Below are 19,961 nucleotides of genomic sequence, written 5' to 3'. Positions count from 1 at the left end.
CACTATCCCGCCAGGCTGCTATGGAGGCGCTCCACTTCGGGGCTCTCCATGACTTCCAGATTCGCTGCTCTCATCGTCCTCCTGGCTGCGCTACTTGGCGCGACTGCCGCCCGGGCGCAGAGCGCCGACGGGACTTGGCAGACCCAGGCCGGCGACGCCCACGTCAAGATCAGCAAATGCGGCGGCGGCATCTGCGGCAATGTCGTCTGGCTGCGTGAACCCCACGACACCGCGACCGGCCAGCCCGCGACCGACAGCAAAAATCCCAATCCCGCCCTCGCCAGGCGCCCGATGATCGGCTTGCCATTGTTCAACGGCATGCAGCCTTCAGGGCCGAACAAATGGTCCGGCCAGATCTACAATGCCGATGACGGCGGCACCTATGCCAGCAGCGTCAGCGTGACATCAGCGGATTCGCTGCGCGTCGAAGGCTGCGTCGGCGCGCTCTGCGGCGGCGAAACCTGGACGCGCGCGGGGCGTTAGCTCGCTCCCGCGATCATCGCCTTCAGCGCCGTGGCCGCCGAGGCGTAGCCGCCCCGCGCGCCGTCGATGAAATGGACGTGATCGCTGCGCAGCGCCGACGGCGTGAAGCAGGTCATCATCGCGGCGTCCTGCTGATAGAGACCATAGCGCACGATGCCGTCGCGCGCGGCCGCGGCGAGACGATCGCTGAGGGCGCGTTCGAGCTCCGGCGTACAGTCCAAGATCATGCGCAGGCCGTCGTCATATTTGCGGAAATCGGAGTTCTCCACGACTTGACGTGTATAGCGCTTCGGCACAAAGCCGCCGACGTTGAGATCAAAACGCATGATCAGATAGACGAACAGCGTGTAGGCCAGCACGCCGGCGCGGCGTGCGAGCAGCGGACCTCCGCGCTTGGTGCGCGCCTCATAGTCGAGCCCCTGCGGCGGCCATGTCAGCGGCGGCCCTTGCGGCGGCACGGGCCGACCGGCATCCGGACTGCGCTCGACGAGCTGGATGACATCCTCGATCACTTTGCGGAAGGCTCGCGGATCGGCGCCCTGGGTCGGCATCACCAGCACCGACAAAATCAGGCCGCGCGCAGCCGGAATCACCTCGAACCGGCAGGACAGGCCGGAGAGATCGGGCTGCGTGCCCGCGGGCGCTTCGGGTATGGCAAAGTCGCCGCGCTTCATCGCGGCGTCGGCCCAGGCAAGCCCGCCGCCCGAGAACATCGCATAGGACAAATTGGCCGACGGACCGAAGCGCGCGACGCGCACGTCGAGGCCCTGCGCTCGGATGGCACTCACCGGCACCAGCGCGACGCGCATCCCCAAATCGAGATCTTCCCGCACCCAGGTTGCGGTCGCAGCCAGAGCCCCGCGGGCCAGCTCGAGATCGCGAGGCGCGACCGCGAAACTCGCGCCGTCGCCGCCGAACACGAAGGGGAATTCGCGTCCTTCCAATGCGTTTGTCACCGCCCCGATCACGGCGGCGCCGGCCATGTTCACCGCCTTGTAGCGCTGCGCCGCGATTGCCTTGGTGGAATCCACGATGTCAGCAACGCCGACACTCCAGTCGTCCGGCAGCGGCGCATAGAGCGCAGGGTCCATCAGGCTGCTGAAGCCGCGGAAGACGGGAATGCTGCCGTAGAAGGAAGCGGCTGACATTGCGGTTGCCGGTCGAGTTTCGAATGAGGGAAGATACGCGGCGGGATCGCTTCGGGTTCGCCGGCCGGCTCGCCCGAAGGTCGCACCATCATTGGCCGAAACGACCTCAACGACAAGGTGCCGGTTCATTTCAGCACAAGACAATCGCGCCATCTGCTGACGTAGCGCCAGCCCGACGCCAGAGTTCTTCTGATGGACGATCGCCGCTAGTGCAGCTTCTCGTCCTCATGCTTGCGCAAGGCTTCGAGAGATGCGTCGTGGCAGCCGACCAGGCGCACGAACTGCTGCGGATACATTTCATAACCGTGACTGCCGGAATTCTGATGCGTCATCGGCGGGCAATGAACATCGTCCGGCTTGGCGCGAGATGGCTCGGTCCGGTCGGGATTTGAAGCGGTCATGTTTGACGTGGTCATGGACTGCTCCCTGTCAATTGGGGCAGATCGATTGACATAACCCAATCGATTGCGGGGCATCTTACGACCAAATCCGGCTTGATGTCATTGCGCCGGATCAACTCAATTATGGCGACCGGGTGCCGCTTACGCCGTATTCCCCGCGTCGATCGTAAACACGGTGCCGGTGACGTTGCGGCCGCCCTCGCCGAGCAGATATTCCACCATGCGCGCGACGTCATCCATCTCCGGCAAGCGACGCAGCGCGCTGCGGCCGGCGATGCGCTTGCGCCCTTCGTCGGAAAGATTGTGCGTGAGCTCGGTGTCGATGAAACCGGGCGCGATCGCATTCACGGTGATGCCGAGCTTGCCAACCTCGCGCGCGAGCGAGCGGGTGAAGCCGGTGGCGGCGGCCTTGGTCGCACCATAGACCGAGAGACCGTTATAGCCTGTCGTCGCGATGATCGAGGAGATGTTGATGATGCGGCCCACACCATCGGCCATCATCTGCCGCGCGACATATTTGGTGAGGATGATCGGCGACAGCACGTTGAGCTGCACCAGCGCCTCGATCTCGGAATTGTGCATGGTCGCGAGCAGGCCTTCGGTGCCGAGGCCGGCATTGTTGACGAGGCCGTAGATCGGGCCGAATTCGTCGCGCACGAGTTTTGCATAGGCCGGGATCGCGTCGATTACGGCGAGGTCGCAGGCGCGGAAATGCAGGCGCCCCTCCGACCCGGCAATCGCGGCCTTGAGCTCGTCGCTCTCGCGCCGCGCCGCCGCGATCACGTTGTAGCCGGCATCAACAAGCCGCTTGCCGATCGCAAGGCCGATGCCGCGGCTACCGCCGGTGACGAGAACATTATGCATCGGTGCGCGCCAGTTTGCCGGCCGGGGTGACGTCGAGCGCCTCGACGAAGCTGATCACCGCCGGCACCTTGTGGGACGCGAGCTGCGCGCGGCACAGATCCAGGATCTGGTCGCGGATCTCTTTCGCGCGCGCCGGATCGGTGCCGTCGGCAAGGATCAAATCAGCGACGACGATGCCGCCGGTGATCGGGCTCTTGCGCGACTTCGCCCGCGACATCCGCACGTCGGGATGACGGTTGATCACCGCCTCGATCTCCTCAGGGTGAACCTTCAGCCCACCGATATTGATGATGCCGCCGCGGCGGCCGACGAAATAGTACCGGTCGCCGCGCAATTCGACGATATCGCCGCTATCGACAAATCCGTCGTCATCGGTGAGCGCAGCAGCATTGCGGCCGATATAGGCATGCGCCGTGCGCGTCGAGCGGATGCGGAGCGAGCCGTCGACGACCTTCATCTCGACGCCGTTGCGGTTGCCGAGATAGTCGGCCGGGAAGCCTTCCAGCCCGTCATTGACGGCGAAGCCGACGCCGGCCTCGGTCGAGGCATAGGCATGGCCGACGGAGGAATTCGGGAATGCCGCCTTCAGGCCGTCCAGCACCGCCTGGTCGGCGATCTCGCCGGAGAGGCGGACGTAGCGCGGCGCAAATTGCGCGGCCGAGCCGCTCATCAACAGCTTGCGCCAGTGCGAGGGCGTGCCGGAGATATGGGAGACGCCACGCGCCTTCAGCCGCGTGACGTGATCGCCGAGCACCTCATGCGGATCGGACAGCACCAACGAGCCGCCGGAGAGAACGGCGCGGAGGAATATCTGCAAGCCGCCATAGCGGCGGATGTCGTAGAACGTCGCCCATACCGGCGCCGGTCCCTTCGCGGGGCCTTCGGCGACGATCGCCCCGGTGAGTGCCTCCAACGTATGGCCGGCGATCTTCGGCACGCCCGACGTGCCCGAAGTGAGCATCAGCCATTCCGTGGCGCGTTCGGTCGTGGCCGGGGCGGTGACCTGAAGCGGCAATTGCGCGGTGACGACCAGCGGCACGCCGGTATCGGCCCAGCGATCCGGCTCGTCGGTGACGACGGCATCGATCCCGGCATCCGCGATCAGCGCATCGAGATGCGCTGGGTTGAGATCGGGCGGGCACAGCAGCATGCGACGAGCGATACCGTCGAGCTCGATCATGGCAAGACCCGACCGGAGCTGATCGGACAATTTCAGCAGCACTGCGCGGCCGGACAATTCGCGCAGGCGGCCACCCAGGACCGTGTGCGACAAAATATCCGTCAGCGACACGACATCGTGCGCGTCCGACAGCGTGCGGCCCGTCAGCTCCGCGCCAAGATGGTCGCGGAGCGCAAAGTTCTCACGCGGGGACATTTTCGTAGGCCCGCACAAAATCGCCCACGGTGGCGGGGAACGCTGCGTCCTCGGAGATGGTGAAGGGGTCGACGCCGGTCTCGTCCTCGAGGCGCGCCACCAGGATGGCGAAGGCGAGCGAGTCGAAGCCCGTCTCGTGCAGGGACAGATCGTCCGAGAGCGCGGGAAGCGTGACGTGCTGCTCCTTGGCGATCTGCTGGATCGCTTCAATGACTTTAGACCGTACCGACATGGCTGGCTCGCTTCTGTTGTCGTTCGTATTGCGGCGGCTCTTGATGACCGCCTCCCATGCCCGTTTGTTTACCCGACAGAAGTAAATGGCTTCTTGGACAATTCGGATAAAATTGGACCTATCTGGCGGATTTTCACGCGGTTAAAGCCGGATCGTACCCTCGTTGATTTGCGTATAGGTCTTCGCATCCAGCGCAACGTAGGCGCCGGTCTTCGGGTCCAGCATGAATAGGGGATCGGAGATCGTCCCCGGATCAAATCCCTCGCGCGCGAGCTCGCCCTTCTTCTGCTTGAACGTCTCGGTCGCATCGAGCTCGCGCGAGATGCGCATGAAGACGGGGCGCGCATAAGCCGGCAGACGCTGCGCCAGATGTACGGGCAGCGCCGCGACGTCAAAGCCCTCGTTTACCACGATCGCGCTCATGCCGGCGCGGCCATCGGTGCCGGGGATGCCGACGCCGTAAGTGGTGGCGTCGATCACGCCGGTGAAATCGCGCACGGCGTCGTTGACCTCCGAGGTCGCCACGTTCTCGCCTTTCCAGCGAAAGGTATCGCCGATGCGATCGACGAAGTGGAAGAAGCCCTTGTCGTCGAGCCGCATCAAATCGCCGGTGCGGAACCAGGCATCGCCCTTGGCAAAGACATCGCGCAGGATCTTCTTCTCGGTCTCGCTCGCCTCGGTGTAGCCCTCGAAGCGACCGCCACCCGCATCCGCCGTGCCGATGCGGCCGATGGCTTCGCCGGCCTCGCCGCGCGCGCAGGGGATACAAAAGCCTTCTGCATTGCGCAGCGGCACGCCGCTATCGGGATCGAGCTTGGCGAGGCTGGCAGGGAAACGATGCGCGAGCAGCGGCGGGATGCGGCCGATCGCGCCGGGCTGACCCTCGACGTTGAACAGCGAGAAATTGCCTTCGGTCGCCGCGTAGAATTCGAGGATGCGGGGGATTGCAAAACGGGCCTGGAAATCTTCCCAGATGTCGCCGCGCAGGCCGTTGCCACAGACAAGACGAAGGCGATGCCGGTTCTCGTATTCGGACGGCGGCGCCTTCAGAAGATAGCGGCAGAGCTCGCCGATATATTGGAATAACGTGCAATCGTGACGCACGATCTCGGGCCAGAAATTCGATGCCGAGAATTTTTCCGCGACTACCACCGAGCCGCCGGCGGCCAGCATGCTGCATGGTGCAACGATGCCGCCGACCGAGTGGAACAGCGGCAGGCAGTCGTAAAGCCGATCCTGAGGCGTTGCGCCGGTGAGGCCGGCAAACCAAAAGCCCCAGTTCAGGATGCGGCGGTGGCTGATGCTGGCCGCTTTCGGTAGGCCGGTGGTCCCGGACGTGTAAATCAGCAGGGCCCGATCGTTGATGGTGACGTCGCCACGCTCGTCCGGAGAAAGCGGGCCGTCATCGAGCGCGGCAAGTGCGACGTCGATCGCGCGTCCACCGCGGGCATCGCCATGGGTCCAGACCTTTGCTTCCGTCTTCAGGTGCGGCGACGCGCTGTCCAGCGCCTTCGTGAGCTCGTGCGCGACGATAATTTGAGCGGGCTTTGCGACATCGATGCAATGCGCGACCGACTGGCCGACGAGCTTGGTGTTGATCAGCGCGACCACGCCGCCGACGCGACTGATCCCGAGCCAGGCCGCGACATAGTCGATGCCGTTCGGCATGATCAACGCGACAGTGTCGCCCTTGGCTACACCGGCCGAGCGGGCCCACCGCGCATAACGATTGATGCGTTTCGAGAGCCCCTCATAGCCGAGGCTTGCGTCATCGGCGACCAATGCGACGCGATCGGGCTGCCGCTGCGCCCAATCGTCGACGACGTCGGCGAATAGCCGGCCCGGCAGCGTCTCGATCCGCGCGGTGAGCTCGATGGCCTTCAGCCAGATCTTTGAAGCCGAAGGTACGCGCGCGGCTTTCGGTTGCTCGGTGACGCCGATGGTCATGCCGTTCATTCTTTCGGAACGTGTCTGCTGTTTCCGGCAGCTTAGCTCGCACGCCCTGCCCAGATGTTAAGAGACAAGGTAAAACCCGGTTAGTGCGCGATTAACTCTAGTCATCCTTTATCAAGCCGGTGGGATCGGCGTGCGCGGCTGCGCAATTCTTGCGATAGCAAAGCCAGTTGCCTTGGGACGCGCCGCGCGTGTCCCCTTGTCCTGCTTGCGGGGCGCAGGTGAACTGGAGAGCGTCATGATCACCACGCGACATTTTCCTTCATGCTTGTCGGGGATCAGGAAGGAGTAGCGACCTGTATCAGGGCGCGCGAGGCTAGGCGGGCCCGGGTAAACGGTCTAAGCTTTTCGACCCTGCATTGTCCGGGTTGCAAAAGGGAGACGACCCGTGGCTCTCGACTCGTCAGAGTTTCCTGTCCAGGCCGCGCCGTTCGAGCAGCCGCTGACCAATTTTGCCAGCCGCCTGAAGGAAAGACAGGTCAAGGTGGTCGTGATCGGCTCGTCGACCACGGCGGGCGAAGGAGGCATCGCGCCCTATCCGCAGCGGCTGCTGGCGGACCTGCGGATAAAATTTCCAAATGTCGCAATCGAGGTGATCAACCGGGGCGTCGGCGGCGAAGAGGCCTGTCTGGAGCTGAGGCGGTTTGACCATGATGTCTTCGATCTGAACCCTGATCTCGTCATCTGGCAGGTCGGCACCAATTCAGTGTGGCAACGGAATCCCCCATCGTTCAAGGACACCAGGCAGGCCATCCGTGACGGTGTTGACCGGCTGCTCGGCGCCAAACGGATCGACGTGATCTTGATGGACCTGCAATATGTGCCGGCGCTGCTGACACCGGCCAAGGCCGACAAGACGAACGCGATGGTCGCGGCGATCAGCGAGATCGCCCATGCCAAGAGGGTCAACGTCTTTCGTCGCTTCGCGCTGATGAAGGCCTGGCACGATGTTGCAAAAATTTCGTTCGACCGCATGGTCGACCCCGGCGATGGCGACAGGTTGCACGCAAGCGACTGGACCACAGACAAGATGACCTGGGAATTGACCAACGCGATCGCCGTCGCGGCCGACAAGGCGCCGCCCTCCGGAGACGCACACAGCACGTAGTTCTTCATGCTCCGTCGGATTGACGACCGAACGAGCGGCGAGTGCTAGCCGCCTCGCCTATGGCGCAAGCGCTGCGGCGGTGCGTTGAACGGATAATACGGATTGAGATCGCAGCTCGCGGAGCGGCCCGAAGCGGTGGCGCGGCACTGCGGCAGCGAGGTGAAGGAGCAATCGTACCACTCCCCGCCACCGCCATTCGCGCCCGAATAGACATGCATGCAGATGGGATAGCGTGGGTCGAAGGTCTGCGCATGCGACGGCGCGGCTGCAAGCAATGCACCGACGATCGCGATCAGGCCGAATGAGCAACGCATGAAAAATGTCCCGGACATCGCAATCGCCAATCGTTAGTGCACCTTCTTGTGACGCCGGCGCGGCGCCGGCGGCGGTTCGTCGAAGGCGTAATAGGGGTTGACGTCGCAGCTCGCCGAGCGGCCCGACGCCGTGGCGCGGCACTGCGGCAGCGAGGTGAAGGAGCAGTCGAAATAGTCGCCGCCGCCCCCGCCGAAGCCGCCGGGCGTGTAGACGTGCATGCACACCGGGTACCGCGGATCATAGGTCTGGGCGCCGGCATCTGCCGCAACGAACAGCGTGGCAATCGCGGTGAGGGTCAGGATCGGCAGGCGCATCGGACAGTTCCTCGAATCGGTGGCAACGGCACGCGTTATGCCATTTCGATATGGCACAACCGCACGGAAGAAGCGATTGTTCCTATTCCATGGCTCTCTCGCTTGTGACGCGCGGCGAAATGGATGAGAGACAGCGCCGCAAGGATGCGAAAGCGGAAAGCCCCCCCTTTCCGGCCTGCGCGGAACGCATAACTCGCTGCAGCTCTCCTTCGACAAAGGTCGCAAGCATCCGGCGCAGGAATTCGTTCGCTGGCCGGAGCGAACGGACTAGTCTTTCGATCACAACGCTGGCCCCGGACCGACGACGTTCCAGGGCAATCAACAAACAAATGGGCTGAAGGAAACGCGCTTTCGCGCTCGGGCTCTCGGGCGCGGCTCCGCCGTGCGCGGGGAGAAGATGCGCTGGCCAGGCTGGTGGTGTCAGGGCATGCAAGAGAGCTTCTCGTCTCCGTTCATCCGCTATCCGATCGGCACCTCACTGCTGATGGCGGGCATCCTGTTCGTAGGCCTCGTGGCCTATCCTCTGCTGCCTGTTGCCCCGCTGCCCCAGGTCGACTTTCCGACCATTCAGCTCTCGGCTTCGCTTCCCGGCGGCAGCCCGGAGACCATGGCCTCTTCCGTGGCGCAGCCGCTCGAGCGCCAGCTCGCGCAGATCCCCGGCATCACGCAGATGACGTCGACCAGCTCGCTGGGTTCGGCGTCGATCACCATCCAGTTCGACCTCAACCGCAGGATCGACGCCGCCGCCAGTGACGTGCAAGCCGCGATCAATGCGGCGAGCGGCCAACTGCCGAAGAACCTGCCCTCGCCTCCTACCTATCGCAAGGTCAACCCGGCGGATTCGCCGGTCATGATCCTGTCCGCGACGTCGGACACACTGCCGCTGACCGTCGTCAGCGACCGCACCGACGCGCAGCTCGCGCAGCAGATCAGCCAGCTATCCGGCGTCGCGCAAGTGTTCGTCGGCGGGCAGCAGAAGCCCTCGGTCCGCATACAGATCGATCCGGCCAAGCTCGTCGCCAAGGGCCTGTCGCTGGAGGACGTGCGCGCCCAGATCGCGGCTGCGACCACCGACAGCCCGAAGGGCAGCATCGACGGCGCCAGGCGTGCCTACACGATCTACGCCAACGACCAGCTCACCCAGGCCCAGCACTGGCAGGACGTCATCGTCGCCTATCGCAACGGCGCGCCGTTGCGGATCCGCGACATCGGCGAGGCAGTGGCAGGGCCGGAGGACATGAAGACGGCGGCCTGGGCCGACGGCAAGCGCGGTGTGTTCCTCGTCATCTTCAAGCAGCCCGGCGCCAACGTCATCGAGACCGTCGATCGGATCAAGGCGCAGCTGCCGCGGCTGATCGCGGCGATCCCGCCCGCGATCTCGATCAAGATCATCAGCGACCGCACCATCACCATCCGCGCTGCCGTCGAAGACGTGCAGATCACGCTCATGACCACGATCGCGCTCGTGGTGATGGTGATCTTCATCTTCCTCCGCAGCTTCTGGGCCACGATCATCCCGAGCATCACGGTGCCGCTGGCGCTGCTGGGAGCCTGCTCGCTGATGTGGGTCTTCGGCTATTCGCTCGACAACCTCTCCTTGATGGCGCTGACGATCGCGGTCGGCTTCGTGGTGGACGATGCCATCGTGATGCTGGAGAATATCACCCGTTACGTAGAGCAGGGCGAGAGGCCGCTTGCTGCGGCCTACAAGGGCGCGGCCGAAATCGGCTTTACCATCGTCTCGATCAGCATCTCGCTGATCGCGGTGCTGATCCCGTTGCTGCTGATGGGCGGTATCATCGGCCGGCTATTCCGCGAATTCGCGGTCACTCTGGCGATGGCGATCCTCGTCTCTCTCGTGGTGTCGCTGACCCTGACGCCAATGATGGCCTCGCGCTTCCTGCGTGCCAATCACGAGGCCCGGCACGGCCGCTTCTATCAGTGGAGCGAACGAATGTACGAAAGCGTGCTCGGCGCCTACGAACGCGGGCTCGATGTCGCGCTACGCCACAGTTTCGTGACCCTTTGCATCTTCTTCGCGACCGTAGCGCTCTCGGTCTACCTCTTCGTCCTGATCCCGAAGGGATTCTTCCCGCAGCAGGACAACGGCTTCCTCACAGCCGTGTCCGAGATGCCCCAGGACATCTCCTTTGCTGAGATGAAACGGCGCCAGGTGGAGCTCAACACTATCGTGCAGGCCGACCCCGCCGTCGATTCGATCGCGATGTTCATCGGCGGCGGCGGTACGGCACTGAACTCGGGGCGCATGTACATCACCTTGAAACCGCGGGAGGAGCGCGACGCCGGCGCACAACAGATCATCGCGCGGCTGCGGCCCAAGCTCGCCAAGGTCGAGGGCGCCAGGCTCTATATGCAGGCCTCGCAGGACGTTCGTCTCGGCGGCCGCGCCAGCCGCACCCAGTTCGAATTCACGCTCCAGGACGCCAACCTAGCCGAACTGAACGAATGGGCGCCGAAAATCCTCGCCGCGATGAAGACACTGCCGCAACTGCGCGACGTCGCGACCGACCAGCAAACCGAAGGCACGACGGTTCAACTCAGGATCAATCGCGACACCGCCGCACGCTACGGCATCCAGCCGCAGCTGATCGACGATACCCTCTATGACGCGTTCGGCCAGCGTCAGGTGGCGCAATACTTTACCCAGACCAACAGCTATCACATCGTCCTGGAGATCACGCCGGATCTACAAGGCCAGCTTGGTACGCTCGACAAGCTCTATCTCAAATCGCCGCTTACCGGCGACGAGGTGCCGCTCTCGGTGTTCTGCAACTGGACCAATGTGCCCGTGCGCCCGCTCGCGATCTCGCATCAAGGCCAATTCCCCTCGGTGACGATCAGCTTCAATCTCGCCGAGGGCGTTGCGCTGGGAGAGGCGACCGACGCGGTGCTGCATGCGGTCGGCGAGATGCGGGCGCCGCCGGCGCTGGCAACGAGCTTTCAGGGCACCGCGCAGGCGTTCCAGCAATCGCTCGGCACCGTGCCGTTGCTGATCCTCGCCGCACTGGTCGTGGTCTATTTGATCCTGGGCGTGCTCTACGAGAGCTACATCCACCCTCTGACCATCCTGTCCACGTTGCCCTCGGCCGGCGTCGGCGCCGTCGCGATCCTGATGATCTTCGGCTTCGACTTCAGCCTCATTGCCCTGATCGGAGTCATTCTCCTGATCGGCATCGTCAAGAAGAACGGCATCATGATGGTGGATTTCGCCATAGCGGCCGAACGGGAGCAGCATCTCACCCCGGAGCAATCGATCCGCCAGGCGGCGCTGCTGCGTTTTCGCCCGATCATGATGACGACGATGGCTGCCCTGCTCGGTGGCGTGCCGCTGATGCTCGGAAGCGGCACCGGTTCCGAAATCCGCCAACCGCTCGGTTATGCGATGGTCGGCGGCCTTCTCGTGAGCCAAGCGCTGACGCTGTTCACGACCCCGGTCGTCTACCTCTATCTCGACCGCTTCTCCGACCTGCTCTCGCGCTGGATGGAGAAGAAGCCGCAGGCCGCCGCCGCGCGCGACGAGCAGAAGGATCACGCGGCGGAATGAACGCAGCGGAGCATATGGCCTGTGGCTGCTATCCGCCGAGCCCCTGCAACACCAGCCGGTTCAACCTCGCCGCAAACGCCGCAGGGTCTTCCGGCAGTTCGCCATCCATGATCTGCGCCTGTTCGAGCAGGAGCAGGCTGAGGTCATCGACCAGCTTCGAGCCGGCCTGAGCCTTCGTGATCGCCGTGACCAGCGCATGGCGCAGATTGATCTCGAGGATCGGCTTGGTGCGCATGCCGCGGTTCTGCTGCGCCAGGATGCGCTCGAGCTCGCGGCTCGGGCCCTGGCTGTCGGCGACGAGGCAGGAGGCGGAGCTGGTGAGGCGCGTCGAGGCCTTGACGTCGCTGACGCGCTCGCCCAGCGCGGCCTTGATCACGGCGATAGTGGCGGCCTCGTCGGCGGCCGGCTCGTCCTTCTTCGCCTCGTCCGCCTCGTCGACGCGCGAAATCAGGTCGAGGTTGAGGTCGCCCTGGCTCAGCGACTTCAGCGGTTTGCCCTCGAACTCCGATGGCATCGAGGTCCAGAAGGCGTCGACCGGATCGGAAAGCAGCAGCACTTCGATGCCGCGCGCTGTCGCCGCCTCGAGCCGGGGGCTCGACTTCAGCCGCTCGATGCTGTCGCCGACGAGATAATAGATCTCGGTCTGGTTCGGCTTGAAATCGGCGATGACGTCCTTGAGCGAGCGCTTCTCGCCCGAAGTCGTGGTGAAACGCGACAGCGCGAGCAGCTTTTCACGGCGCTCGAAATCCTCGTAGATACCTTCCTTCAGCACCGCGCCGAAGGCCTCCCAGATCTTCGCAAAGTTCTCCGGGTCCTTGTCGGCAAGGCTTTCGAGTTCGTTTACCACACGCGTCGCCACCGCTTTACGGATCTGCACGAGCTGCGGATTGTTCTGCAGCATCTCGCGCGAGATGTTCAGCGGAAGATCCTCGCTGTCGACGACGCCGCGGATGAAGCGCAGATAGCCCGGCAACAGATCGGCGTCATCCGTGATGAAGACGCGGCGGACATAGAGCTTGACGCGACCTTTACGCGAGGGCTCGAACAGGTCGAACGGTTTCGTCGACGGCGCGAACAGCAGCACGGCGTAGGAATAGCGGCCTTCGGCGCGGTAGTGCAGCGTCATCGCGGGATCGTCGAAGGCGGATGCGATCTGCTGATACGCCTTCTTGTAGTCCTCGGCTGTCAGCTCGGACTTGGAGCGCTGCCACAGCGCGCTCGCGGAATTGATCTGGCGCGGCTCGCCCTCTTCCGGCACCAGCTCGATCGGGAACAGGATGTTGTCGGAATAGGCGCCGACGATGCGCTCGATCTCGTAAGTCTCAAGATACTTCTTCGCGTCGTCTTTGAGGTGCAGGACGATCTCGGTGCCGCGTGCCAAGCGCACCGCTTCCTCGTCGCTTGCGCGCGCAATCTCGAAGCCGGAGCCGCCGGAGGACGTCCAGGTCCACACGTCGCTCTCGCCGGCACGGCGGCTGACGACGACGATCTTGTCGGCGACCATGAAGGCGGAATAGAAGCCGACGCCGAATTGGCCGATCAGGCCGAGGCCGTCCTTGGCTTCCTTGAGCTTCGACACGAAGGCCTTGGTGCCGGAACGGGCGATGGTGCCGAGATGGTCGATCAGCTCCTGCCGCTCCATGCCGATACCATTGTCGGCGATCGTCAACATCCCCGCGGTCTTGTTCGGAATGATACGAATCTTGAGAACGTCGCCCTCGCCCAGCAGCGCCGGACCGGCGATGGCTTCATAGCGCAGCTTGTCACAGGCGTCCGATGCGTTGGAGACGAGCTCGCGCAGGAAGATGTCGGTCTCGGAATAGACGGAGTGCACCATCAGGTGCAAAAGCTCGGAAACCTCGGCCTGGAAGGGCTGCGTATGCACAGCCGTGTCTGACGTCGTCATGCGTTCACCCGGTCAATCGAAGGGGAAGAGACCCGGGATATAACGCGATGGGGTAGTGGATCAAGTGGACGTGAACAATCGCCCTCCCCGCGGAGGGCGACTTATCCCGGTCCATGCCGATCAGGTCACACAGCGGCCGGGCTGGAGCAGCTTTGCGACCTCGGTCAGGGAGCTGACCATCGGCTCGCAGGCAATCGTCGGCTTTTTGCGGCTCTGCTTCTGGTTCGGGAGCAGCACCGGCGGCTTGGCATTGCCGGTCTCGATCACCGCGGGGATGCGCAGCAGCACCGACGTGTCAGCCAGGTCGTTCAGCCGCATCGACACAGTGCGGGTCGGGACCCCCGCCTGCTTGATATCGGGCAGCCGGTCGGCTTTGCTGGAACGATTGACGTTATGGCCCGGCTTGTCTGCAACAGCCTGCCAGCGGTCGGCCAGATCATGGCCGGAGGCCAGCTGCACTGCGCCCACCTGGACGGCGCCGAGCGTTGCGGCAATCGCGACGGCGCCCAAAAATACCTTTTGAATCTGTGACATATCTATCGGTCCCTCGCCCCATGGCGATGCGGGAACAACGGAGCAGAGGACCGCGAGTTCTCAATCGTTAAGATCACTTAACCGTGTGCAGGACGCTGGCAAAAAATTTCGCAACCGCCTGGAACGACTCCGGCGGCGGGGAGTCGTTTCAACAGCCGGCTATTCCCCCCTGCCCCATAAGCCGGCGACGTAGGGCGCGACTGTGGTGATGCCAGTCGCGCCTTACTTTTTTCTTCCAGTTGGTTCAAGCGCTTAGGGGCCAATCCTCGACGCAAATAGCGCTTTCCGGCAAATTTACCCTCCGGGCAAGTCCGTCTTCATCCGGCTATCTCCGACGTTGGCCTTGGGGCATAACGAGGGGCGCGACTGTTGAAAACGGAGCCGGCCGCCGTGACCCTGCATATCCTTAAAGCGACCGACGTCATGAAACACCTTGACCAGGGCCGCTACAGCGACGGCGGAGGGCTGTTCCTACACGTCCGCAGCGCCACTGCGCGGTCGTGGATCGTCATCTTGCACAACAAAGGTAAACGTCACGAAATCAGCATCGGCCCGGCTGTCGGTCCCGGCAAGGCGGGCATGTCTCTAGTCGAAGCCCGCGACGCCGCCGAAGACAAGCGGCGCCTCCGTACCGCCGGACAGTTGGGAGTGTCGCCGGTCGTCGTTCCCATCGAAGGCCGGTCCTTCGAGCAGGTCATGACCGAGTGGTTCAAGAACGTCTATGAGAAGGAAGTTATCCCAAAGACCGTCCGCGACGCGAAGAGCAGCATCGAGCGCCACGCTGCAAAGCTCTTGAAGATGGACGTCCGGGCGATCACGAAGACGCACGTCATCACTGTGCTGGAACCGATTTGGCAGGACGTCAACCGCACTGCGAATGACCTACGCTTTCGGATCGAAACGATCTTCAACTACGCGCGTGCGAAGGACTACATCGCCGAGGACGCACCAAACCCAGCAGACTGGCACGTGCTTCAGCATCTGTTGCCCGACGTAACGCAGCCCGTCAAACATCACGACTCGGTGCCGTACGCCGAATTGCCGGGCGTTATGCGTACCCTCCGAACTAAGAATCGCGCAGCGGCGCGCGCGCTTGACCTCGCCACCCTCTGCGCCGTCCGGCCGACCGAATGCAGGGCGGCCCGCGTGCGCGAAATCGACTTCTCGAAGAAAACGTGGACGATTCCGGTCGCGCGCCTGAAGGTGAAGGAAATCGTTTTAAAAAACGGGAAGACCGTGAAAGCGCCAGATCACGTGGTCCCATTGTCGCGCCAAGCCATAAAGCTCTTGAAGGACATCATTCCAATCGATGCCGATCCTAATGACCTGATCTTCGAGGGCGAGAAGGCTGGACAGATGATTGGCCACAACGCGATGGCGCACACCTTACAGCGCATCGCGGACGGAACTGCCCACGGCATGCGATCTTCGTTCAGCAAGTGGCGCGCCGAACAAACTAAATATGAATGGCGTTTGTCGGAAGCCGCCTTGGCGCACGTGTTCAAGACCGAGTCGGAAGCGGCATATGACAGAAGCCCCTACGTCGAGCCGCGCCGTCCGTTGATGCAGGATTGGGCCGATTATCTTGACTCGGCCAAAGATGGTTAACGCTCCTTTTCCGGGTTGACTCCGAGTTCGTCCGAACTATTTTCGCAAATGCCAGTCGTTGAAGACGCAGGGCGCGGCTACGGGCCGCCCTGAAGAGACGAAAGCCGGGGCTGAAATAAGCCCACAGCGAGACCGTCGCGGATGGCCGCCCCTCTCATTGGGTGGACAAATTCCATCGCGAACTCAAGCGACGCCCTTGAGGCGCGTGGGTCTTGTTATGCGTAAGCCTCCCAAACTCAAGCAACCTCGAATCGCGCCGATTCCACCCGGCCAAATTTGCCATACGCCCGAACAAGTCGCAGAAGCGCTCGGCGTGGCAATGTCTACGTTCTGGCTCATTCTCAAATCTGGCGCTCTTAAGAGCTTTAAGGCCGGTCGCTCGCGACGCATCACCGCCGACGCATTTCGCGATTATCAAGATCGCCGCGCGATATGAAAACGCCTCGTACCCAATCCGGCAGTGTGTACTGCCTATCGCGAACAGAAACCTCTCCGCACGAATGCACAGCGCGCGAGACGCTAGATACTGACAAGTGGAGTGACGCCGTGAGTATGACCAACGCTGTCCATAATGGCAAAGCAACCAAACCGAAGAAATTCCAAGCTGACACCTTCGAACAATTTCAGAAAACGGTGGCGGCAGGCTTTTCGCCCATCACCCTGCACCATCCGTTCGCGACACGCACTGACAAGCGAATTGGCAAGGTGCGTGAAATGGGCAAGGCGCCAGTTGATGCGAATTGGCCCCGGATGCACTATGACTCAAAGACGGTGATCGCCGATTGCTATGCAAACTTCCAAAATATGGGTTACCGCATTGCCGATGGCGTTGGCGGGCTTGATGTGGACGAGCGCTCCGGCGGGCTCAAGTCGCTCAAGAAGCTGTGTAAGCGTTTCCCAAGCTTCGATCCTTCCAAGTATCCGCGGGCTATCAGCGGCGGCGGCACGGGCGCTGGTGGCCATCTACTCTTCAGAATCCCGAAGGGGGTGAAGCTGAAGAAGAGCCTCGCCGACGACGGCTTCCCCGGCCTTGAGCCCGTGTGCGTCGGCCGTCAGCTTGTATCGCCGGGATCGCTTCATCCGACGACCGGCCGGATGTACGAATGGGACGAGACGCATCCTGACGTGGAAGAAGGCCTGCCTGAACTTCCGCCCAATGTGCTCGCGTTCCTTACCCGTCCCAAGCGGCATCGCACCGAGCATCCGAGCGCGGGAATCCTGACCAACGAACAGGTTGCGCGGATGCTATCCGGCCTCGACCCGGAGGACTTCCGCGATTATGAATCCTGGCTCACTATCGGCATGGCCGTGCACTACGCCACGGACGGCATGGGTGACGACGTTTGGCGTAACTGGTCCGCAGCCGACGAAGAGTTCTTCAACGACGAAGAGCTGGACTTGAAGTGGCAGTCCTTCGGCATTGGTCACGAAGACCCGGTGACCCACTTGCATTTGTTCAAACTCTTGAGCATGGCGGGCAAACGCAACCTGATCCCAGTTTTGGCCGGCTCGGTCGATGACGACTTCAGCGACGATCCGGATATGCCTAACGGCGAAGGAGATCCAGACGCTTGGCTAAATGGCGATAGTAGCTCGCTCGACGGTATCTTGCGGCGCGCGAAGACGAATCCGGCTGCCCCGTTTGAAGAGTCTGCGTTAACTGCCCTCGCGCAGCTAACGCCTGAGGAGCTGCACACGTGGCTCCAGAAACTCAGGGGAATTGGATTCAAACAACTTACGGCCCTCTCTATGGAGGTCCGCCGCGCACGACCGAAGAAGTCCGCCAAGAAAGCGGCCGAAACCCCGATGAGCCTGCTACAGCGGATCGTCGGCACTGAAGCCGACCTGTCGATGCAGTCTGACGGCAGCGTGTTCGCCCAAGTCACGACAGACGGTGTCGTTAAGTGCATGTCGGTTGCGAGCAAAGAGTTCGATGAGTGGCTTGCTTATCGTCTTTACTCACTACGTGGCATGACCGCGTCCGATCCGGTGTTGAGAGATCTGAAGCGAGTCCTGATCGCATCGTGCAAGCACGAAGGCGCGCCGGTCATTCCAAGCTTCAGGCGCATCGCGCCCATCAGCAACGCCGTTTACATCGATCTGTGCAACGACGCACGGCAGTTCGTGAAAATCACCGCCAACGGCTGGGAAGTCAACTCGTCGAGCCAGTTGCCGAAGTCTTTTCGCTTCACGCGTAGCGCCGGGATGCAACCATTGCCGATTCCGGCGGATTTACAAGAAGGCGACCTAAGCATCTTGCGCAGCATTCTGACCATCAAGGCAGATGGTAACGTGCCAAGCATTGAGGACTCCGGGTTCGTGCTTGCGGTTTGCTGGCTGCTATCGTGCTTCACCAACGGACCTTATCCGATTCTCACCATCGATGGCGGCGCGGGGACAGCCAAGTCAACCACCTGTGACCTGATTCGATCCGTCATTGACCCGTCGTTCGCGCCGTCTCGTTCGATGCCGTCGAGCGAACTAGATTTGTTCGTGGCGGCGCAATCGGCGTATGTCCAGCTTTACGACAACCTGTCACGCATCCCGCCTTGGTTTTCCGACGCGCTTTGCCGGCTGGCGACGGGGGGCGGTTTGTCGAAGCGAGAGCTTTTCACCGACGCCGAAGAGTTCCTGATGAAGGCACGCAACCCCATCATGCTCAATGGGCTGCATTCGGACATGCTGAGACGCAACGACCTTCTAGACCGTGCGTTGATGGTATCACTCCGGAAGATCACGACGAAGAAGACCGAGGCAATGGTCAAGCGGGAGTTCAACGACGCGTTGCCGGTCGTGCTGTCCGGCCTGTTCAACATGGTTGCGCACGGATTGCGCAAATTGCCTTTGGTCGCCGAGACGGGCGCAGCAACCCGACTGGCCGACTTCGAACGATGGCTGACGGCATGCGAACCCTACCTGTGGCGACAGGGAACGTTTCAGCGGGTCTTCATGGGCATGCGCGCGGTCGCAAAGTCGAAACTGCTAATGCGCTCGCCGGTCGCACGGACCCTAATCGAGTTCATGGCGGATAAGGAGTCGTGGACTGGCACCGCTAAATCGCTGAACGCCGCGCTCGAAAAGCTTCACGACTTCGAAGACGATGGCCCCACGTCGGACGAACGATGGCCGGGCGGACTGCACATCTTCGGCCGCCGATTGCGCGACGCAACGGGCATGCTCCAAGAAGTTTATAAGCTTGACGTGGACTTCCGGGAGGCGGATGACCGAGATATCGCAATCAGAAACGGGCGCCTTCTCGACTTTGGCTGACCCACGCTGCCCACGCTAAAAGCGGTTATTCTCTATGGAGAGAGAAAAAAAAGCAAAGTGAGTGATATTTCCTTTTTTCACTTCATATAGAGACTGAGCAAAGTAGCGTGGGTCAATGCCCCACCCCCTCTGGCGCCCGCTATCGCTGCTAACAGCAATCAGTGTTCCGTTGCATCAATGGAAGGCGCCCGAGCCCGAGACGTTCCCTCGCCCGAGATAACGCCTAAGCGCATTGTGTAGCCCTACGCCTATCGGCGGTAATAAGCGCCGATCGTGCCCTCATTGGTGCGTGAGCCATACTAGCTTTTTATTTCTCTTATCAAAGAGATGCGATCCGAAACAGGCAGCGCGAGATTTGTCTGCTCGACGTGAATGCAGTTGAAATATGCAACATCAGCAACAGGGCCTTTGATGGGCGTGCGCGCACATCAACCATCGAATTTGGTGGTATGGATGAAGAGAAATATTCGCTGCGCATAGTCCTAAGCAATATTTCTCTGGTTCCCCCTGAAAGCGTGAAGAATTATGAGGGAAAGAACGGAGCGCAGGACGGCACCCGATAGGGATAGAAAAATATCTCTGAAGGTAATGTGTTAGCCAGTAATATGATTAGGGGTTTCTTGCCTACAGATGTGGCCCGATGAAACCTGGAGGAGTGGGTGCAGGCCTCGGCTCAGATTGTCACTCTGGCACAGCACGCGAGTTACGATACGCGATGTCGTCGGCGCCGGGAATAGCCCCTACTGTCTTGGACGACTGGGCAAAGCAAACACCAGATCCGCTGCGGTGCCCCACGGCGTCCAGGAGAGCCTAAAACGACGAAAAGGGCCCGCGGAGCGTAAAACAATAGCGATGGGCATCTGTCGGCCCGCGATATCAACGATG

Annotated in this window: 16 protein-coding genes; 6 read left to right on the top strand and 10 right to left on the bottom strand. The window is 62.2% G+C overall.

Going from position 1 to position 19,961, the window contains the following annotated elements:
* The first annotated feature begins 48 nt into the window (after positions 1–48).
* Positions 49–483 carry a DUF2147 domain-containing protein gene (locus IVA74_RS02645; protein ID WP_247339593.1) on the top strand — a complete coding sequence of 145 codons (435 nt, stop codon included), beginning with the start codon at positions 49–51 and terminating at the stop codon, positions 481–483.
* Here the strand turns inward: IVA74_RS02645 and IVA74_RS02640 are convergent.
* The 6 genes from IVA74_RS02640 to IVA74_RS02615 form a co-directional block, all read right to left on the bottom strand.
* Positions 480–1,631, bottom strand: coding sequence for a DUF3095 domain-containing protein (locus IVA74_RS02640; protein ID WP_247339592.1), 1,152 nt, complete (start codon positions 1,629–1,631; stop codon positions 480–482). The genes IVA74_RS02645 and IVA74_RS02640 overlap by 4 nt on opposite strands.
* A gap of 206 nt (positions 1,632–1,837) precedes the next feature.
* On the bottom strand, positions 1,838–2,047 hold the full coding sequence (locus tag IVA74_RS02635) for a hypothetical protein (RefSeq protein ID WP_247339591.1): 210 nt from the start codon (positions 2,045–2,047) through the stop codon (positions 1,838–1,840).
* 126 nt (positions 2,048–2,173) lie between these two features.
* The gene (locus IVA74_RS02630; RefSeq protein WP_247339588.1) at positions 2,174–2,896 is read right to left on the bottom strand and encodes an SDR family NAD(P)-dependent oxidoreductase; all 723 of its coding nucleotides are present in this window, start codon (positions 2,894–2,896) and stop codon (positions 2,174–2,176) included.
* Positions 2,889–4,271: a fatty acid--CoA ligase family protein gene (locus tag IVA74_RS02625; RefSeq protein WP_247339580.1), complete on the bottom strand. Its 1,383-nt coding sequence runs from the start codon at positions 4,269–4,271 to the stop codon at positions 2,889–2,891. Before IVA74_RS02625 ends, IVA74_RS02630 begins: the two co-directional genes overlap by 8 nt.
* Entirely contained in the window at positions 4,258–4,503 is a 246-nt protein-coding gene (locus tag IVA74_RS02620) for an acyl carrier protein (RefSeq protein ID WP_015688794.1), read from the bottom strand. The genes IVA74_RS02625 and IVA74_RS02620 overlap by 14 nt, the downstream gene beginning before the upstream one ends.
* A 141-nt stretch (positions 4,504–4,644) precedes the next feature.
* Positions 4,645–6,459 (bottom strand): long-chain-acyl-CoA synthetase, encoded by a 1,815-nt coding sequence (locus IVA74_RS02615; RefSeq protein WP_247339576.1) that lies wholly within the window; start codon positions 6,457–6,459, stop codon positions 4,645–4,647.
* A gap of 385 nt (positions 6,460–6,844) precedes the next feature.
* Here IVA74_RS02615 and IVA74_RS02610 point away from each other — a divergent pair, with 385 nt between their 5' ends.
* Positions 6,845–7,564, top strand: coding sequence for an SGNH/GDSL hydrolase family protein (locus IVA74_RS02610; protein ID WP_247339574.1), 720 nt, complete (start codon positions 6,845–6,847; stop codon positions 7,562–7,564).
* Between the two features lie 44 nt (positions 7,565–7,608).
* On the opposite strand, the gene IVA74_RS02605 is transcribed toward IVA74_RS02610, so the two are convergent.
* Both IVA74_RS02605 and IVA74_RS02600 read right to left on the bottom strand, forming a co-directional pair.
* Entirely contained in the window at positions 7,609–7,878 is a 270-nt protein-coding gene (locus IVA74_RS02605) for a DUF3551 domain-containing protein (protein WP_247339572.1), read from the bottom strand.
* 33 nt (positions 7,879–7,911) lie between these two features.
* Positions 7,912–8,193 carry a DUF3551 domain-containing protein gene (locus tag IVA74_RS02600; RefSeq protein ID WP_247339570.1) on the bottom strand — a complete coding sequence of 94 codons (282 nt, stop codon included), beginning with the start codon at positions 8,191–8,193 and terminating at the stop codon, positions 7,912–7,914.
* Between the two features lie 427 nt (positions 8,194–8,620).
* On the opposite strand from IVA74_RS02600, the gene IVA74_RS02595 reads away from it, so the two are divergent.
* The gene (locus IVA74_RS02595; RefSeq protein ID WP_247339569.1) at positions 8,621–11,758 is read left to right on the top strand and encodes an efflux RND transporter permease subunit; all 3,138 of its coding nucleotides are present in this window, start codon (positions 8,621–8,623) and stop codon (positions 11,756–11,758) included.
* Between the two features lie 28 nt (positions 11,759–11,786).
* On the opposite strand, the gene htpG is transcribed toward IVA74_RS02595, so the two are convergent.
* Entirely contained in the window at positions 11,787–13,664 is a 1,878-nt protein-coding gene (htpG, locus tag IVA74_RS02590) for a molecular chaperone HtpG (protein ID WP_247339567.1), read from the bottom strand.
* Between the two features lie 120 nt (positions 13,665–13,784).
* A complete protein-coding gene (locus IVA74_RS02585) occupies positions 13,785–14,198 on the bottom strand; it encodes a hypothetical protein (RefSeq protein WP_247339564.1) in 414 nt (137 codons plus the stop codon).
* Positions 14,199–14,588: 390 nt separating this feature from the next.
* Between IVA74_RS02585 and IVA74_RS02580 the strand changes: the two genes are divergently transcribed.
* The 3 genes from IVA74_RS02580 (at position 14,589) to IVA74_RS02570 (ending at position 19,639) form a co-directional block, all read left to right on the top strand.
* Positions 14,589–15,806 (top strand): site-specific integrase, encoded by a 1,218-nt coding sequence (locus IVA74_RS02580; RefSeq protein WP_247339563.1) that lies wholly within the window; start codon positions 14,589–14,591, stop codon positions 15,804–15,806.
* A gap of 552 nt (positions 15,807–16,358) precedes the next feature.
* The gene (locus IVA74_RS02575) at positions 16,359–19,076 is read left to right on the top strand and encodes a PriCT-2 domain-containing protein (RefSeq protein WP_247339812.1); all 2,718 of its coding nucleotides are present in this window, start codon (positions 16,359–16,361) and stop codon (positions 19,074–19,076) included.
* Positions 19,077–19,444: 368 nt separating this feature from the next.
* A complete protein-coding gene (locus IVA74_RS02570) occupies positions 19,445–19,639 on the top strand; it encodes a hypothetical protein (RefSeq protein WP_247339562.1) in 195 nt (64 codons plus the stop codon).
* Positions 19,640–19,961 lie beyond the last annotated feature (322 nt).

The sequence above is a fragment of the Bradyrhizobium sp. 132 genome, assembly GCF_023074185.1.
Taxonomy (GTDB): domain Bacteria; phylum Pseudomonadota; class Alphaproteobacteria; order Rhizobiales; family Xanthobacteraceae; genus Bradyrhizobium.
Note: the sequence above shows the minus strand (reverse complement) of the source record. Positions and strands in the feature narration are given on the sequence as shown.

Excerpts from the sequence above, each read along its gene's own strand:
- IVA74_RS02635 (WP_247339591.1), bottom strand. The coding sequence starts at position 2,047 with ATGACCACGTCAAACATGACCGCTTCAAATCCCGACCGGACCGAGCCA.
- IVA74_RS02595 (WP_247339569.1), top strand. The coding sequence starts at position 8,621 with ATGCAAGAGAGCTTCTCGTCTCCGTTCATCCGCTATCCGATCGGCACC.
- IVA74_RS02620 (WP_015688794.1), bottom strand. The coding sequence starts at position 4,503 with ATGTCGGTACGGTCTAAAGTCATTGAAGCGATCCAGCAGATCGCCAAG.
- IVA74_RS02575 (WP_247339812.1), top strand. The coding sequence starts at position 16,359 with ATGACCAACGCTGTCCATAATGGCAAAGCAACCAAACCGAAGAAATTC.
- IVA74_RS02600 (WP_247339570.1), bottom strand. The coding sequence starts at position 8,193 with ATGCGCCTGCCGATCCTGACCCTCACCGCGATTGCCACGCTGTTCGTT.
- IVA74_RS02645 (WP_247339593.1), top strand. The coding sequence starts at position 49 with ATGACTTCCAGATTCGCTGCTCTCATCGTCCTCCTGGCTGCGCTACTT.
- IVA74_RS02640 (WP_247339592.1), bottom strand. The coding sequence starts at position 1,631 with ATGTCAGCCGCTTCCTTCTACGGCAGCATTCCCGTCTTCCGCGGCTTC.
- htpG (WP_247339567.1), bottom strand. The coding sequence starts at position 13,664 with ATGACGACGTCAGACACGGCTGTGCATACGCAGCCCTTCCAGGCCGAG.
- IVA74_RS02615 (WP_247339576.1), bottom strand. The coding sequence starts at position 6,459 with ATGAACGGCATGACCATCGGCGTCACCGAGCAACCGAAAGCCGCGCGC.
- IVA74_RS02625 (WP_247339580.1), bottom strand. The coding sequence starts at position 4,271 with ATGTCCCCGCGTGAGAACTTTGCGCTCCGCGACCATCTTGGCGCGGAG.
- IVA74_RS02585 (WP_247339564.1), bottom strand. The coding sequence starts at position 14,198 with ATGTCACAGATTCAAAAGGTATTTTTGGGCGCCGTCGCGATTGCCGCA.
- IVA74_RS02630 (WP_247339588.1), bottom strand. The coding sequence starts at position 2,896 with ATGCATAATGTTCTCGTCACCGGCGGTAGCCGCGGCATCGGCCTTGCG.
- IVA74_RS02605 (WP_247339572.1), bottom strand. The coding sequence starts at position 7,878 with ATGCGTTGCTCATTCGGCCTGATCGCGATCGTCGGTGCATTGCTTGCA.